This is a genomic window from Marinobacter sp. DS40M6, assembly GCF_028581595.1.
Classification (GTDB): Bacteria; Pseudomonadota; Gammaproteobacteria; order Pseudomonadales; family Oleiphilaceae; genus Marinobacter; species Marinobacter salarius.
Genome location: NZ_JAFCAE010000001.1, coordinates 204,455 through 221,105, shown reverse-complemented (window position 1 = coordinate 221,105; position 16,651 = coordinate 204,455). Strand labels below are relative to the sequence as shown.

Annotated in this window: 10 protein-coding genes; 8 read left to right on the top strand and 2 right to left on the bottom strand. The window is 56.7% G+C overall.

Annotation, left to right across the window (positions count from 1 at the left end):
• Window positions 1-76 precede the first annotated feature (76 nt).
• The 4 genes from JJO78_RS01005 (at window position 77) to ahpF (ending at window position 4,524) form a co-directional block, all read left to right on the top strand.
• On the top strand, window positions 77-826 hold the full coding sequence (locus JJO78_RS01005; protein WP_036211652.1) for an NAD(P)H-dependent oxidoreductase: 750 nt from the start codon (window positions 77-79) through the stop codon (window positions 824-826).
• A 66-nt stretch (window positions 827-892) separates the two neighbouring features.
• Complete coding sequence (locus JJO78_RS01000) at window positions 893-1,999, top strand: histone deacetylase family protein (RefSeq protein ID WP_036211650.1); 1,107 nt, start codon at window positions 893-895, stop codon at window positions 1,997-1,999.
• Window positions 2,000-2,146: 147 nt separating this feature from the next.
• Window positions 2,147-2,710, top strand: coding sequence for an alkyl hydroperoxide reductase subunit C (gene ahpC / locus JJO78_RS00995; protein ID WP_007153032.1), 564 nt, complete (start codon window positions 2,147-2,149; stop codon window positions 2,708-2,710).
• A 221-nt stretch (window positions 2,711-2,931) separates the two neighbouring features.
• On the top strand, window positions 2,932-4,524 hold the full coding sequence (gene ahpF / locus JJO78_RS00990) for an alkyl hydroperoxide reductase subunit F (RefSeq protein ID WP_136633369.1): 1,593 nt from the start codon (window positions 2,932-2,934) through the stop codon (window positions 4,522-4,524).
• A 124-nt stretch (window positions 4,525-4,648) separates the two neighbouring features.
• Here the strand turns inward: ahpF and JJO78_RS00985 are convergent, their stop codons facing one another.
• Complete coding sequence (locus JJO78_RS00985; RefSeq protein ID WP_228210604.1) at window positions 4,649-6,400, bottom strand: ATP-binding response regulator; 1,752 nt, start codon at window positions 6,398-6,400, stop codon at window positions 4,649-4,651.
• A 20-nt stretch (window positions 6,401-6,420) separates the two neighbouring features.
• Window positions 6,421-7,050 carry a response regulator gene (locus JJO78_RS00980; protein WP_075194613.1) on the bottom strand — a complete coding sequence of 210 codons (630 nt, stop codon included), beginning with the start codon at window positions 7,048-7,050 and terminating at the stop codon, window positions 6,421-6,423.
• A 259-nt stretch (window positions 7,051-7,309) separates the two neighbouring features.
• Here JJO78_RS00980 and JJO78_RS00975 point away from each other — a divergent pair, with 259 nt between their 5' ends.
• The 4 genes from JJO78_RS00975 to betA all read left to right on the top strand — a co-directional run bounded on the left by JJO78_RS00975 (window position 7,310) and on the right by betA (window position 16,452).
• The gene (locus JJO78_RS00975) at window positions 7,310-12,475 is read left to right on the top strand and encodes a hypothetical protein (protein ID WP_127401991.1); all 5,166 of its coding nucleotides are present in this window, start codon (window positions 7,310-7,312) and stop codon (window positions 12,473-12,475) included.
• Between the two features lie 189 nt (window positions 12,476-12,664).
• On the top strand, window positions 12,665-13,273 hold the full coding sequence (gene betI / locus JJO78_RS00970; RefSeq protein ID WP_199446786.1) for a transcriptional regulator BetI: 609 nt from the start codon (window positions 12,665-12,667) through the stop codon (window positions 13,271-13,273).
• A 5-nt stretch (window positions 13,274-13,278) separates the two neighbouring features.
• Complete coding sequence (gene betB, locus JJO78_RS00965) at window positions 13,279-14,745, top strand: betaine-aldehyde dehydrogenase (RefSeq protein WP_273622699.1); 1,467 nt, start codon at window positions 13,279-13,281, stop codon at window positions 14,743-14,745.
• Between the two features lie 21 nt (window positions 14,746-14,766).
• Window positions 14,767-16,452 (top strand): choline dehydrogenase, encoded by a 1,686-nt coding sequence (gene betA, locus JJO78_RS00960; protein WP_036211638.1) that lies wholly within the window; start codon window positions 14,767-14,769, stop codon window positions 16,450-16,452.
• Window positions 16,453-16,651 lie beyond the last annotated feature (199 nt).

The following is a 16,651-nucleotide window of genomic DNA, read 5'->3' as shown; positions in this document are numbered from 1 at the left end:
ATCACATTTGTGGAATATCTGTTCGTTTTTGAAAGGGGTAGTCTGAATTCACTGAAACACGAAGGAGAATTCAGACATGAAGGTACTGATTGTACTGGCCCACCCGGAAAGGCGGTCATTCAGTGGGGGTTTGGTGGATGTGGCTACGGAAACCCTGAATCTGGCGGGGCACGAGGTAGAAATAGACGATCTCTATGGGGAAGGTTTTGATCCGGTGGAGCGTTCGTCGTGGTATGGCAAGCGTCAGGATGAGTGCTATTTTGCTCCGCTGACGGAGCAGCGGGCTCACTATGATGCCAATGCATTACCTCAAGACGTGCAGCGTGAGATAGCCAGGCTGAATTGGGCCGATCTGGTGATTTTCCAGTTTCCGCTATGGTGGCATTCTCAACCCGCCATATTGAAGGGCTGGTTTGATCGTGTGTTGGTCTATGGCGGACTTTACTCGGGAAGCATGCGCTATGATCGTGGCTATTTTCGCGGTAAACAGGCGATGTGTTCCGTGACCACAGGTTCGCCGGAGCAGGCGTTCATGCCATTTGGCCGCGCTGGCAATATGGTGGAATGGCTGTGGCCGGTTCATTCTTCACTGTATTACGTGGGCTATGACGTGCTGGCACCGCACATAAGCTATGGGGTGCAGGGTGGCGGCATCCGCTATCAGGAGGAAGGCGCGTTCCGGGACCATCTGGAGGCACTGAAAGACCAGTGGGCGCACCGGTTGTCGGGGATTGAACAGGACGCGCCAATTCCCTTTACTGGCTGGAATGACTGGGACGATGCCGGAGTGCTCAAACACTCGAATCCGACGCGTTGGCGGTTGTGAGCAACGTTGTGATTTGCCCTGAGAAGACTATGCTTGAGCTAAGGCCCGGCAGAGGAGAGCATCGCCTTGGCACAACAACGGGACGTCACGGTCTTTTACGATGAACGGGTATTGGCCCATCACCCCGATACCAACATGGATTTCCTGCCCGGCCGCCTGGACAAACGGGTACGTTCCATTCTTTCAGGCCTCAATGTGCAGTGGAAGTACCCCGAGCATCCAGGCCGTATTACCGCGATCATGGACTTGCTCGCCCGTGATCCCATTCCCGGTGTCCGGATCGAGCCTGGTAAGGCGGCAACGCCGGATCAGTTGAGCCGGGTTCATACGACTTCGTTCCTGGACGACATATTCTCATTGCGGGACGAAAGTGCGTGGCTGGATGTGGATACCACAGCCGTTTCACCGGGCAGTGTTGAAGCTGCCGAAGTGGCTGCAGGCACGGCCATTGCAGCCGTGGAAGCGGTGGTTGAGGGCCGAACGAACAGCGCCTTCGCAATGGTCAGGCCGCCTGGTCACCATGCTGAGCCAGTACGCGCAAGGGGGTTCTGCCTCTTCAATAATGTTGCCGTTGCGGCTGCACACGCGCAGGCGGAGCTGGGCTGTGAACGGGTATTGATCGTCGACTGGGACGCCCACCATGGCAATGGTACCCAGGACATCTTCTGGGCGGATCCGGACACCATGTTTTTTGATATTCACCGGGCCGCACCATTTTACCCAGGCAGTGGCGCGTTAACCGACGTAGGCGCCGGCCTGGGCGAGGGCACCACCATTAACGTGCCCATGCCCGGTGGCGCGGGCGATGTCGCTTACCTGAAAGCGCTGCGGGAGATACTGGTACCCGCCGCAGACTACTTCAAACCGGACCTGGTACTGGTTTCCGCCGGCTTTGATGCCCATTGGTACGACCTGGCGCTCAATGTGTCCTACGAAGGCTTCTCAGCCATGACGGGCATTGTGCAGGAAATTGCGGACAAGCACTGTAACGGCCGGCTGGTCATGGTGCTGGAGGGCGGTTACAATACCGAATCATTGTCTCATGGCGTGCACGCAGTGCTTCGGGCACTGGCCGGTGGCACGTTGGCGGAACCAAGGGTCTGCGGCATGGAAGAAGTGGACACTGCCATCGATTTTCATAAGGGCGCCTTCGAGCCCGATAACACGGATTAGTCCTTCTCTGCAGCCTTCCCAAAAATAAAATAGCGGTTTCCTATCGAACGGCTAAAAACAATCAATTTGAATGTTTTTGATCAAATCAATACTTTAGCCAACTCAAGTTAGCCAATGCCTAAACTCAACCAACGGGAGATATCTACTATGGGTATGATTAACAGCGAAATTAAACCGTTCAACGCCACCGCCTTTAAAGGCGGCGAGTTCGTTGAAATTTCTGAAGCCGACGTAAAAGGGAAGTGGTCTGTCTTCTTCTTCTACCCGGCCGACTTCACTTTCGTATGCCCGACCGAGCTGGGCGACGTTGCCGACAAGTATGAAGAGCTGCAGAAGCTGGGTGTGGAAGTATTCTCCGTATCCACCGATACGCACTTTACCCACAAGGCGTGGCACAGCAGCTCCGAGACTATCGGCAAGATCAACTACTTCATGGTAGGCGACCAGACCGGCACCATCACCAACAACTTTGGTGTGATGCGTGAAGGCCAGGGCCTGGCAGACCGCGCTACTTTCCTGATCGACCCGGATGGTGTTATCCAGGCCATGGAAATCACTGCCGAAGGTATCGGCCGTGACGCTGACGACCTGCTGCGCAAGGTAAAAGCGGCTCAGTACGTTCGTAACAACCCCGGCGAAGTTTGCCCGGCCAAGTGGAAAGAAGGCGAAGCGACTCTGACTCCGTCACTGGACCTGGTTGGCAAGATCTAAGGTTTCGGTAACAGTGAAACCTGTAAAAGGCCCGCTCTGCGGGCCTTTTTTGTTTCTATCCAATTGATTTACCGAGTCGAATAGCAAAGACCTATCAAATACTTTGGATCAATTAATTTGAGCTGTGGAAGGCCAGTCCGTATCGTTCTCCTATATTCGATTCACGACTCAAACCGAGTTCGCACATTCAGTTTTACGCTATCCAGAGGGGAAAAGAGAGCATGTTGGACGCCAGTATCAAGGAACAGTTGAACGCTTACATGGACAAGCTGCAGCAGCCGATCGAGCTGGTTGCCGCTTATGACGACAGCGAAAAGTCCCAGGAACTGAAGCAGTTGCTGGACGAGCTCGAGCCCATGTCTGACAAGATCAGCCTGCGCACGGAAGAGTCAGAGCAAGTACGTCGCCCGTCATTTGCCATTAATCGTGTTGGCAGCGACATCGGCGTGCGATTCGCCGGCATCCCCATGGGCCATGAATTTACCTCCCTTGTTCTGGCGCTGTTGCAGGTAGGTGGTCATCCGCCCAAGGCCAGCCAGGAAGTGATTGAACAGGTCAAAGACCTGGACGGCGACTTTGAGTTTGAAACCTACTTCTCGCTGTCGTGCCAGAACTGTCCGGACGTGGTCCAGGCGCTGAACCTGATGAGCGTCCTCAATCCAAGGGTCAAGCATACGGCGATCGACGGTGCCCTGTTCCAGGATGAAGTGGAGCAGCGTGAAGTCATGGCAGTGCCCAGCGTTTATCTCAATGGCAAGCCGTTTGGCCAGGGCCGCATGACTCTGGAGCAGATTATCGCGAAGGTCGACACTGGTGCAGAGGCTCGTGACGCTGAGAAGCTCCAGCAAAAAGACCCGTTCGAGGTGCTGGTCATTGGAGGTGGCCCGGCGGGTTCTTCAGCCGCTATCTATGCGGCGCGCAAGGGTATCTCTACCGGTATCGCCGCAGAACGCTTCGGTGGCCAGGTGGCGGACACCATGGGCATCGAGAACCTGATCTCTGTGCCCTACACCGAGGGCCCCAAGCTGGTGGCGGCCATGGAGCAGCACGTCAAGGAATATGATGTAGACATCATGAACCTGCAGCGCGCTGAAAAACTGATCCCGGCGGCCCGTAAGGGTGGCTACCACGAAGTGCGTCTGGCCAATGGCGCCTCTTTGAAGAGCCGCACGCTGGTTCTGTCCACCGGCGCTCGCTGGCGCCAGATGGGTGTTCCGGGCGAAGAGGAATACCGCAATAAAGGTGTGGCCTATTGCCCGCACTGCGACGGCCCCTTGTTCAAGGGCAAGCGTGTGGCGGTGATCGGCGGCGGTAACTCCGGCGTGGAAGCGGCCATCGACCTGGCGGGTATTGTTGGCCACGTGACTCTGATTGAGTTCGGCGCTGCCATGCGCGCAGACGATGTGCTGCAGAAGAAACTGCGCAGCCTGAAGAACGTGGAAATCATTACCTCGGGCCAGACCACTGAGATTACCGGCGAGAACGGCAAGGTGAACGGCCTTCAGTATACCGACCGCACAACCGGAGAGAGCCACCATGTATCGTTGGAAGGTGTGTTCGTCCAGATTGGCCTGGTGCCGAACACCGAGTGGCTGAAAGGTGACATCGAGCTGAGCCAGCATGGCGAGATCATTGTCGACGACCGGGGCGAAACCTCCATCCCGGGCGTGTTTGCGGCCGGTGACGCTACCACCGTGCCCTACAAGCAGATCGTGATCTCTATGGGTGAAGGCTCCAAGGCCGCCCTGAGCGCGTTCGACTTCCTGATTCGAAACTCCGTTGATGAGAGCGAGAGTGACGAAGCTGCGGCCTGAAGCTCCGCCTGAAATTCGGCGTGAAAACAGGTTCACACACGGCTGACCCCTAACCAGTTCGTGTTTTTCCGCCCCGTTGTCCGGTTTCCGGATAGCGGGGCTTTTTTATGGGCGTCCCGAAACGTCAGTTGTGAGCGTATAACTGATGTTGAACAAGGCTGCGCAACTCACTGGGATTAATGGGCTTCTGCACCAGCCGGTAACCACTGGATCTGGCCTGCTTCAGTTTATCCGGATCGGTGGTGCCGCTGATAAGCACGCCGGGGATATTGGTGCGAAAATGATCTCTCAACTGGCTAATGATTCCAATGCCGTCGGGTCCTTTAAGCAGGCTCAGGTCGGTCAGGATGAGATCCGGAGCGGTTTGTGATTCGGGCATTTTTTGAAGCATATCAACGAGTGATTCAGCCACAATCACGGTGAGACCCCAGCGGGATAGCAGTGTGTGCATGGCATCCAGAACGCTAGGGTCATCGTCGATGACAAGCACGAGTTTCTGCCTGTCGTGCGCGTGGGGATGGTTGGCATCGTGCTTGACATGATTCTCTGCCTGGGCCTCGCTTCCTAGAGGGCAGCGGATTTCGAATGTGGATCCGTACCCCACCCTGGATCGTAGTGAAAGCGGGAGGCCCAGCAATTCACACAACCTGCGTACGATGGCCAGGCCGAACCCGAGTCCTTTTTCCTGTTCCTGGCCTGCATTGTCCAGTTGCTGAAACTCGATGAACGCCGTTTCCTGCTTATCCGGCGGTATCCCTGAGCCGGTGTCGATCACCTGGATGAGGACGTGGTCTTTGCGTCGTCGGGAGGCAATGAGTACGCCACCGGTGTTGGTGTAGCGCAGAGCGTTTGTTATCAGGTTTCGCAGGATGCGCTCCAGCAGCGCGCGGTCGGAATAAACGACGGTTCTTGATGAATGCATACGCAGGCTAAGGTGCCTGTTCCTGGCTTCCTCCCGGTATTCGCGCTCTAATCCTTCGAGACACTCTGCAATGTCAAAGTGATAGGGTTCCGGCTGCACGGCGTTGGCGTCCAGTCTCGAAATATCAAGAATGCCGTCAAACTGTTTTCTCAGTATGCCCAGACAGGTATCCAGGCGTCGAAAAATCCGATTGCCTTCCTGTCGGTTGTGTTTTGGCGTATCTCTTAGTGCATCAATGTACAGCGAGATGGCGTGTAATGGCTGGCGCAGATCATGGCTTGCTGTAGCGAGGATTCGCGATTTGGCGAACACAGCCTCCTGTGCCTCTCTGGTCTTGTGTTGCAGCTCACGGGCGAGATCAGCGCTGGAATAGTGCAATCGCATTTCCGAGCGAACGGTGGCGTTGAGCTGCTTTGCGATGTTTATCGCCGTCAGCAAGGCCAGCACCATAAGGCACGCGAGTGCAAGGTAAGGCAGGCTGCCGACGAAGGCCAATCTCAGTATCAATGCGATCAGAATGGGGACGCCGTACACATAGTATAGCGGCAGCCAGTGCGTACCGGAGGTAATGGAACCGATGCCAAGCGTCACAGCAACGGTAATCATGAACACCTGGTGAGGAGCAGAATGTTCATCAAAAAACGCAAAAGTCGCAATTACCCAAAGCGAACCCATGAAGGCGGTGCTCAGAAGCAGCCCCACGTGCCACTTGCTGGCGCTCTTGTCTCGTGAGGCGTGTAACTGGTAGTGCCGGGATAACAGGTATTTCGCGTAAATGCCCGCCATTGCAGCCAAAAGCCAGCCAATCAAGAGCGTTGCTTCATTGCGGGGCCATAGAACGATCACGACCGTGAGTGGCACGATCGCGGTTACGATCGACCACCTGCGCAGACTTGGAAAATACGGAGAGAGCGACTCAAACGTAATGCGTTCCTCAATGTCCAGTGCAGACATAGCGGCCTGGCTCCTGCGGTTCAGCGTTCGATAAGATCCCGTGTTCTGGCGATATGAACGCAATCGGTGCGGTTGACCGCATTCAGCTCAAGTAGCAGGGAGCCCACATGGGCTTTGACGGTGTGTTCGGTCAGGAAAAGCGCGGTGGCAATCTGGCGATTGGAATAGCCCCTGGCCATCAGTTCCAGAACCTGGCGCTGGCGTCTGGTGATATTGCCGGCGAGCGGCGTCCGTCTTGGTTTCAGGGTATCGATCTGTTTCTGGATGCCGGGTGGAATGTAGGTGTCACCTGACAGTACGCAGGCCAGCGCGGCCAGCATTTTCTGGCTGCTGTAGCTCTTGGGAATAAACCCGAGGATGCCCATTTCCAATGCCGTCTTGATGGTTCGGGCGCATTCCTCGCCGGATACCACGACGACGGGATACCAGATCCCCTGCTCATGCATTCTCTGAATAATCGATAGGCCATTAAGTCCCGGCATCACAAGATCAATCAGTACCAGATCAAATGATTCGTCAGACTCGAGTTGCGCAATGGCCTGCTCGGCACGGCTTGCTTCGGTGATATCAGGCTGGGGATGAATTTTCTGGAGAACGTGCCAGATGCCGTCGATAAAGAGCTGGTGGTCGTCCACGACGAGTATCTTCATAGCAATCGCCTGATCTGGGCCATCGAAACTGAGCAGAAGTGTAGCAAATACGCTGGCAAATACCCCTATTCCGTTGAAATTAGCGCTTATGGCTAATGATTCGTTCGCGCTCCTTACGGATACTTGTTTAGTTACAAATTGTTAACAACAACCATAAACACGAAGGTATCGTTCAGTCTGTTGAGCTTGGTCTGCCGTAATTATGGCTGCATCAGCTCCGAACCATACCAGCGTACGCTGAACGGAACTCGGAGCGATGATGAACACCCCCACTGTGAATAGCGGCAACGGATCAATGCAGGCCGGGTATGCCCGGTCTGGCCCTGTTTTATCCCCTGGAGTCTGGAAGAAACTGTCCCGCCTGACGGTTCTGGCGTTTGTGCTCCTGCTCGGCGCCTGCGGTGGCAGCAGTAGCGATGATGACACAGATTCAGCAAGCCAGATTGAACCGAATGCCGAGGAGCTTCCACCGGTCAGCGACGTCAAATCGCTCAGCCAGCGGTATGTTGAGGTGACGTTTGAACGGGCGGCCTCCGAAGACGCGGCTGAAAACATAAAAAACTACAACGTTGTACTCTCCAACGGAAACTCTGCGCCGGTTGTTGCGGCAAACATGGCGGCAGATGGCAGAACGGTGCTTCTTGAGATTGCCCCCGCCCGGTCAGACCTCCAGTTGGTGCCCAACGGCACCCTGGAGTTCGATCTGGTGGGCGTGGATGATCCGGCAACGGTGTTCACCGGCAACGGCACAAATGAGCCGATCATTGAGTCCGTCGCCTCCCTGAGCGATACGGTGGTCGAGGTGCTGTTCAATGAGCCGGTGTCAGACAATGCGGGCTTTCTGGAAAACTACCGGATTGAAACGCCAGGGGGCGAAACGCTGGAGATTCTGGCGGCCACTATGGGCGCTTCCGGTGATAGCGTGATTCTGACCACCGGGCCGCAGGACGATGTGCCCTACACCGTCACGCTGACCGGCGTTTCTGGCAAGGTGAGCGCTCTACCACTGCTTGCGTCCGCCAGTAACCTGAATTTCTCAGGCCTTTCCCGCAATACGGCAGCGTCCACGGCTCCTGCAGTGACCAGCGCGCGCTCGTCTGGCAATACTGGTGTGGTGATTGACTTCAACAAGCCAATGGGAATAAGCGCCATCAACCCGGCCAACTATGCGATTGGCCAGGAAAACGTTAATCCTGAAGCCAGTGGCCTGACGGTTGTCTCTGCTGAATTCTCCGGCGCTGATCGCAGTGCCGTTGTGCTGACCACCCGTTCCCAGAATTCGCTGACCTATCGGGTGACCGTGGGCAACGTCCGGGATATTAACGGCCAGTCGTTCAGTGTCGCTAATGGCACCCTCGATGTGATTGTCGCCAACAGCACCACCTTCGCCGGCACGGGGCCGGACGCCGGTACGCTGGTTGATACCGACGGCGATGGCCTCTACGACAACGAAGAACAGAGCGGTTATACCGTAATCATTGAGATGGCCAACGGCGACATCGTAGAACGCCAGGTCACCAGTGACCCGGACGTGGCCGACACCGATGGCGACGGTGTCAGTGATGGCGCGGAACTGCAGTACGGCATGAACCCCCGCGCCACCGACACCGATGGCGACGGCCTCGATGATAACCTCGAACTCAACACTATTTTCAGCAACCCGTTTGCGCAGGACTCTGACAACGATGGCTTACAGGATGGCTTCGAACACTTCGACTTGAAGACATCGCCACTGCTTGCTGATACCGACGGCGACCAACTCTCTGACTATACCGAACTGTTTGAGTTGAACCGGAACCCACTGCTTGCGGACCTGCCCAAACTGCGCATTGATGTGGGGAATGTTCGACTGCAGATTGACGAGCGCTACAGCTACACGGACGAGACCGGCGAAGTGATCTCCCAGGAGTCAAGCTCCAATTCGACGCTGGCGACCAGCGAGAGCACTTCGTTTACAAGTTCAAGCAGTGATACCACGGAGTGGGGCGTCGAGGCGTCACTTCGGGCGGGACTTGGAAGTGGCAATTTCTTCGGCGGGAGTAGCAATAACTTAAGTGGTGGCGCTGAGCTGACGGTTACTGGCGGTTACAGTGCGTCCAGCACGGTGGCCACGGACGACGAGTCGGCGCAGGAAAGCCAGGAAGTTTACGAGAACTCCCTGGTCAAGGGGGCAGAGCTGTCCACTACCAATACGGTAGCGAGGGAAGTTGTCGGGGCCCGGATTGATGTTGATCTGTCGATTCTCAATCTTGGCAACGTTCCTTTTAACGTGAGCGATATTGAAATTACGGTGTTGCAACAAGTCGGTAGTAGGACCAACTTCCTGCCGGTCGCTACGCTGGTGTCGAACTCAGAGCTAATTTCAGGGACGCCACTGAGTGTTAGCCTGGGGGCGTTCAGCACCGAGCGCGGACCATTTTTGTTCGCCAGCCGTGAAGTGTTCCCGAACCTAGTTGAGGACATAATGCGCAAGCCGGACGGCTTGGTCTTTCGAGTGGCCAATTACCGGGTGACCGATGAACTGGGCCGTACCTATACCTTTATCAACCAAGTGGCCCGCGACCGCACCGCCCGTATCGCGCTAGATTTTGGTGATGCAGATTCAGCAACGGATTATCTGGTCGCAACCAGCGGTGTGTTGGATGATGGCGGGGTCTCCGGTGGCGGGTATCTGGGAGGTTATGCCCCAAATGGCGACGCGATCGGTTTGCCGATTGGTTATGTGCTGGAGGCTATCATGGACGTTCCGCGGCACGACACCACGCTTGACCGAATCGTTTCCGGTGTTAATGGTCTTCTTGACACCGATAACCCGACATCGGTGGGCGGCGACGACATCGTCACCCAGTTTAATGGAGAGGCGGTGGTTACTGTTGGTCCGAATGGGTGGTTGGACAGCCGACCTGCAGGTGATGATTTAATCCTCAACCCTGATGTCGCCAGCGGCATTGTTGCAGGTTTGAACAAACGCGCCGACAGTCTGGCTCAGGGGGACGATGTCCAGATTGTGCCCCGAGATACCACCGGTTTAAGTATCGGAACGCTGGTGATTGGTCCAGGAGCCAACGGCAGATTGGACACGGGGCGCTTCGGCGACGATCAAGTTGAGTTTGTGAGTGGCTATGAGACCAGTCGCACTTGTGCGGTTAGCTCCAACAAAGCGGGTGACGTGTGTCGGGTCGCTGCAGACTGCGGGTGCGAGGCAGGCGACTCAGACGTTCGGTGCCTGGTTCCGGTTGTGGAACCGGTCAATGCCTGTAGCGGACCGGAACAACTGGTGCGCATTAACACCATGCGCAATGGTGACTTGAACCGGGGCTGGGTCGTACTGACGGCTGAAAGCCTACCGCCTGCAGCGGATTTCAATGAAATTCTGGTGGAAGCGGGCAACGACCTGTTTCTGGCGTTTCTGCAAGACTTGGACGGGGATGGTCTGTTTGCCCGCAACGAGTTCCTGTCAGGATCCACGGACAGCGGAACGGACAACTACGTCAACGGTTCCTTTGGGGAAGGTTTTGATCCGGATGTGGCCGGAGGGTGCCCGCTGCCCGAGCCTTTCTGCGACGGCATCCCGGATTCCAGGGATACCGACCGGGATGGCCTGGGAGATTTCGCAGAAATCAATGTGGGCTGGAAGGTTGCAGTGGACGGCGGCAACCTGAGGCAAACCTTCTCATCACCGCGCTTTCGGGATACCGATGGCGACGGGTTGCTCGACCCCGTTGAGCAGGACTTGCGTCGTTACTGCGAGGCGAATGACTCCCGAACGGACGCTTTGTGTGCATTTTTACAACGAGACCCTGTGGTCATAGATCAGGCCATTGGCATTATTGCCGGCAGAAATGGTGTAGCAGAGAGCCAGGCGAGCGATACCGATGAGCAGTTGGTGCCGGTGGGGGCCATCGTGGCGTATGGTACGGCGGTGGTTGGTCCTGGTACGGATAACATTCTGACAACCAGCCTGGCGGGCGACGATCTTTACGAATCGATCAACAGCATCCCGCCGGCGACGGACCCGACTCAGCGGGATACCGACCGGGATGCCATTTCGGACTTCATCGAGCTTGAGGGCTTTGATGCTGGACTGGCGATCGTGGATGGTGGCAACGGAATTGCCGATTCGTTAAAGAATGGTGACGATATTCAGCGCGTGTTTTCAGGCAACCCTGTCTATCCGGAAAGTGTTGTTATTCTTCCGGGAAACAATCAGTTGATTGATAGTGTCACCAAAGGTGATGACAGAGTTCGCCCCGCTATTGAGGGCCTGGTCAGTGACCCGTTGCGACGGGATACTGATGCGGATACTTTTGTAGACGGCCTGGAGCTGGCGCTGGGGTCGAACCCGACCGAGTTTGACGGTTCTGACTTCATCGATTCCGATCTCGATGGTCTTTCAGATCGGGAAGAAGACACGCTGGGATGGGTGGTGAGCGTGAACGGAGCCATAGGCCGTCAGGTTAATTCGAGCCCGTCGCTGCCCGATACCGATTTCGACGGCTTGCCGGATGTGATTGAGCGGGACCTGCGGACCGACCCCAATAATCAGGATACTGATGGTGACGGACTGTCTGACTACGAGGAAGTGAATGACCTGAGAAAGTATGCCGAGCTTGGGCAACTCTATCCGGTTCTGGATTTCCCGAGCTCGACCGGGGGCCTGGGAACCAATCCGTTACTTTCCGACAGCGATTCGGATGGCTTGTCGGATAAAGCAGAAACGCAAGAGGGTTTTCTCCTGCTTATCCCTGGCCGCTCGACCGCAAGTACGTTTTACACCAACCCATTGCTGGCTGATACCGATCTTGATGGCGTGAACGATGGTGACGAGGTGAATCGCGGCGGATTGAATCCTGAGCCAACGGATCCGACAGATCCCGATACGGATGATGACAATCGTAATGACGGTCAGGAAAGGGCAGCGAGCAGCAATCCGTTTGTTCCCGATGCAGTGGTCACTCTTCGCTACACTTTCTTATCGTTGAATGCTGCTGGCAGTGACAACGAATGGGATTGGACATTTTATGCCCAGGGAGGCGGCGATCGTTATCCAGGTAGAGTTGTCGTAAACACAAGAGAATTCACCGATAACTCTTCTTTCGTGTTAGTGGAAGCACCGGCCTGCAATTACATTGAAGTCGGGAACCTTGCGACTCTCTACTTTAGCGGCAGTTATGCAGACCAGACGTTTGTGATGCAGGCGGGGGATGCCATTGTGTTAAACGGGACAGTCAGAGAGATCGACGGGAGCGGTGGATTTTGCCCTGCTGGAGCTCCTGTAGAGGTCGATGAGCTAGCTACTTTCGAAAAGGTTCTGACCTTTGAAGACATTGTTGGTAGTGCTGCAGGTCGAAACGGGACTATTACAACGGTTGCATTAACGGGTAGCGCGACGCCGAATGTTGGCTGGCAGGTGCTGGTCGAGTAGCAGTCAGTCCGAAGTCGAGAGCTTCTCGAAACAGACTGGCTACAAATTCCGCCCGTTGTCCAGCTTCTGGATAGCGGGTTTTTTGTGGACGTCTATTCCGTGCACATAGGCCAGGTTGAATGGTTCGATTACTTTCTGTACACTTTATTTTAATTGAACGTTCAATTAATAAAACGGACAGGAAGCGCGATGCCGATTGTTGGCGTGAAAGACACCCGAAAGCAGCAACTGATTGATGCCACCATGGCGTCTATTGCCGAGCTGGGGCTGCAGAACACCACCATCATCTCCATCAGCCGTCGTGCCGGCATGTCGTCCGGCATCATCAGCCACTATTTCGGTGGTAAGCAGGGGCTGATCGAAGCCGCGTTGCGTTATTTGCTGGACCAGTTGGGGAAGGAATTGCGGGAGCGGATGGCCCGCACCGATGGGTCGCCGGAACAACGCCTTCAGTGCATCGTCGAAGCCAATTTTTCCGAGTTCCAGCGCACCGATCTGGCGGCAAAGACCTGGCTCAGCTTCTGGGCCCGCTCCATGCACGAGCCGGGTTTGCAGCGCCTGCAGCAGATCAACAACGCCAGGCTGTACAGTAATCTGCGTTACTCCTTCGCCCAGCGTTTGCCAAAACAGGCCGCCACCGAAGCCGCCCGCCAGCTGGCGTCGATGATCGACGGCTTCTGGCTGCGAAGTGCCCTGAGCACCGATCCCCAGGAAGGCTTCTCGGCGGCGGAAACGCTGTGTAAACGATTTGCGTTGAACGCACTCGAATCCACCACGAATTCACACGATCAGGTTTGAACCCCATGACTGAATTGCCCCGTTATCAGAACTTTATCAACGGCCAGCCCATGGCCAATGCCTCCGGTGAAACCTTCCCGGTTGTGAATCCGGCCACGGGCGAAGTGATCTATGAAATGGAAATCGCCGATGAAGCTATCCAAAAGGCCGCGATAGACAGCGCCCAGGACGGCTTCAAGGTCTGGTCTGCGATGACCGGTGCCCAGCGTGGCCGTATTCTCCAGCGTGCCGTGGCGTTGCTGCGGGAGCGTAATGACGAACTGGCTGCCCTGGAAGTTCAGGACACCGGCAAACCCTGGCAGGAAGCCCAGGTCGTAGACGTGGTAACCGGTGCAGACACCCTGGAGTATTTTGCGGGGCTGGCGCCCTCGGTAGAGGGCAACCAGCAGGACCTTGGCGGGGATTTCTATTACACCCGTCGTGAGCCGCTGGGCGTGTGCGCTGGTATCGGTGCGTGGAACTACCCGCTGCAGATTGCCTGCTGGAAGTCCGCCCCGGCCCTGGCTACCGGCAACAGCATGATCTTCAAGCCCTCGGAGGAAACGCCAATGGGCGCCCTCAAGCTGGCGGAGATCTTTGTCGAAGCCGGCGTACCGGCCGGCGTGTTCAACGTGGTCCAGGGCGCGGGTGATGTCGGTGCCTGGCTGACCCACAGCCCCGATATCGCCAAGGTGTCGTTCACCGGGGAAGTCGGCACTGGCCGGAAGGTAATGACCGCGGCTGCCTCCACCCTGAAAGACGTCACCATGGAACTTGGTGGTAAATCACCGCTGATCGTTTTCGACGATGCAGACATCGATAACGCAGTGTCCGCAGCCATGCTGGGTAACTTCTATACCCAGGGCGAGGTCTGCACCAACGGGACGCGCGTGTTTGTGCATGAAGACATCTATTCGGAGTTCATGGACCGCCTGCTGGAGCGGACACTGAACAATATCCGTATGGGCGATCCCACCGATCCGGACACCAACTTTGGCGCATTGATCTCGCAGAAGCACCAGCAACTGGTGCTGGATTACATCGAGAAAGGCATTGCCGAGGGCGCCACCCTCAGCCACGGCGGTAAGGCCGCGAAGCCAGGCTCCGCGCCCGGCGGTTACTTCGTGGAGCCCACGATTTTCACCGATTGCACCGACGACATGACTATCTGCCGTGAGGAAATCTTCGGGCCGGTGATGTCGGTACTGACCTTCTCCGACGAGGAGGAAGTGATCGACCGGGCCAACAATACCGACACCGGCCTTGCTGCTGGCGTGTTCACCAACGATATCCGTCGCGCCCACCGGGTGATTCACCGCATCCAGGCTGGCATCTGCTGGATCAACAGCTACGGAGCATCGCCTGCGGAAATGCCGGTGGGTGGCTACAAGCTCTCCGGTGTTGGCCGCGAGAACGGCCGAGTCACACTCGACCACTACACCCAACTGAAGGCGGTGTACGTGGGCATGGAGGACATAGACAGCCCTTTTTAAGCGGGTTGTCAGGAGTTGCGTATGAAAGAAGTGAACTACGATTACATCATTGTCGGCGCGGGGTCTGCAGGCTGTGTGCTGGCCAACCGGCTTACCGAGGATGGCCGCCACCGGGTGCTGCTGCTGGAAACCGGCGGCAGCGACAAGAGCATCTTTATCCAGATGCCCACGGCGCTGTCCATCCCCATGAACACCAAAAAATACGCCTGGCAGTTTGAGACCGAGCCGGAACCCTACCTGGATAACCGCCGCATGCACTGCCCCCGGGGCAAGGTGCTGGGCGGCTCTTCCTCCATCAACGGCATGGTATACGTACGTGGCCATGCCCGTGATTTCGACGAGTGGCAGGAGCAGGGCGCCGAGGGCTGGGACTATCGCCACTGCCTGCCCTATTTCAAGAAGGCGGAAACCTGGGCCTTTGGCGCTGATGACTACCGTGGTGACCAGGGCCCGCTGGGCGTGAATAACGGCAACAACATGCAGAACCCGCTCTACAAGGCCTTTGTGGATGCGGGCGTGGATGCCGGTTATTTCGCCACCGACGACTACAACGGCGAGCGTCAGGAAGGTTTCGGCGCCATGCACATGACCGTCAAGAATGGTCGCCGCTGGTCTACTGCTAATGCTTACCTGCGCCCCGCCATGGCGCGGGACAATCTGACCGTGGTCACCCATGCGCTGGTGCACAAGGTGTTGCTGGAAGGCAAACAGGCCACCGGCGTGCGCTACGAGAAAGACGGCAAACTGGTGGACGTTACGGCATCAGAGGAAGTGATCCTGTCCGCGGGGTCTATCGGTTCGCCCCATCTGTTGCAGCTTTCCGGCATTGGCAACCGCGACGTACTGGAGCAGGCTGAGATCCCCGTCAATCACGAACTGGCGGGTGTGGGCGGCAACCTGCAGGATCACCTGGAGTTCTATTTCCAGTTCCGCTGCAAGCAGCCGGTCTCTCTCAATGGCAAGCTCGACTGGTGGAACAAGCTCAAGATCGGTGTTCGCTGGTTACTTAAGAAAGACGGCCTGGGTGCCACCAACCACTTTGAGTCCTGCGGATTTATCCGCTCCAAGGCGGGCGTCGAGTGGCCGGATCTGCAATATCACTTTTTGCCAGCGGCCATGCGCTACGACGGCAAGGAAGCCTTCGATGGCGACGGCTTCCAACTGCATATCGGCCACAACAAGCCCAAGAGCCGTGGTTCGGTAACTGTGCAGTCAGACGATCCGCGCCAGCCGCCGCGCATCCAGTTCAACTACCTGCAGCACGAGGATGACCGCGAAGGCTTTCGTGATTGCGTGCGCCTGACCCGTGAGATTGTCAGCCAGCCGGCGATGGACGCCTATCGAGGCTCCGAAATCCAGCCCGGCGTTGATGTGCAGAGTGACGAGGAAATAGACGCCTTTGTCCGCCAGGCGGTGGAAAGCGCCTATCACCCGTCCTGCACCTGCAAGATGGGTGTGGATGATCAGGCGGTGGTAGGGCCTGATACGCGGGTTCATGGCCTCACCGGCCTGCGGGTAGTGGACTCGTCCATCTTCCCCACTATTCCCAACGGCAACCTCAATGCTCCCACCATCATGGTGGCGGAGCGTGCCGCTGACCTCATTCGTGGCCTGGCGCCACTGAATCCGTCTGACGCCCCTGTGGCGATGGACGAGCAATGGCGAGATCGCCAGCGCCCCGGAGGGGCCGCGCGCGAGATCGCCTGATACCGTTCCCGGCGGCGCAATGGCCGCCGGTTGTTATGCAAACCATCAGGACTTACCTATCGTCGCTGCGGCGCGATAACCGTGTCGTTCTGAGCGCGCGATAGTTAAGTGTTGACCCGTCAACGCGGGGGTTTGTGTCCGATTCGAATGAACACGTGCTTCAAAGTAGAGGAGGAACACCCATGTTGTCCCATATAAT

Coding starts and splice junctions, on each gene's coding strand:
- ahpF (WP_136633369.1), top strand. CDS start 2,932: ATGTTGGACGCCAGTATCAAGGAACAGTTGAACGCTTACATGGACAAG.
- JJO78_RS01005 (WP_036211652.1), top strand. CDS start 77: ATGAAGGTACTGATTGTACTGGCCCACCCGGAAAGGCGGTCATTCAGT.
- betB (WP_273622699.1), top strand. CDS start 13,279: ATGACTGAATTGCCCCGTTATCAGAACTTTATCAACGGCCAGCCCATG.
- betI (WP_199446786.1), top strand. CDS start 12,665: ATGCCGATTGTTGGCGTGAAAGACACCCGAAAGCAGCAACTGATTGAT.
- ahpC (WP_007153032.1), top strand. CDS start 2,147: ATGGGTATGATTAACAGCGAAATTAAACCGTTCAACGCCACCGCCTTT.
- JJO78_RS00985 (WP_228210604.1), bottom strand. CDS start 6,400: ATGTCTGCACTGGACATTGAGGAACGCATTACGTTTGAGTCGCTCTCT.
- JJO78_RS00975 (WP_127401991.1), top strand. CDS start 7,310: ATGAACACCCCCACTGTGAATAGCGGCAACGGATCAATGCAGGCCGGG.
- JJO78_RS00980 (WP_075194613.1), bottom strand. CDS start 7,050: ATGAAGATACTCGTCGTGGACGACCACCAGCTCTTTATCGACGGCATC.
- betA (WP_036211638.1), top strand. CDS start 14,767: ATGAAAGAAGTGAACTACGATTACATCATTGTCGGCGCGGGGTCTGCA.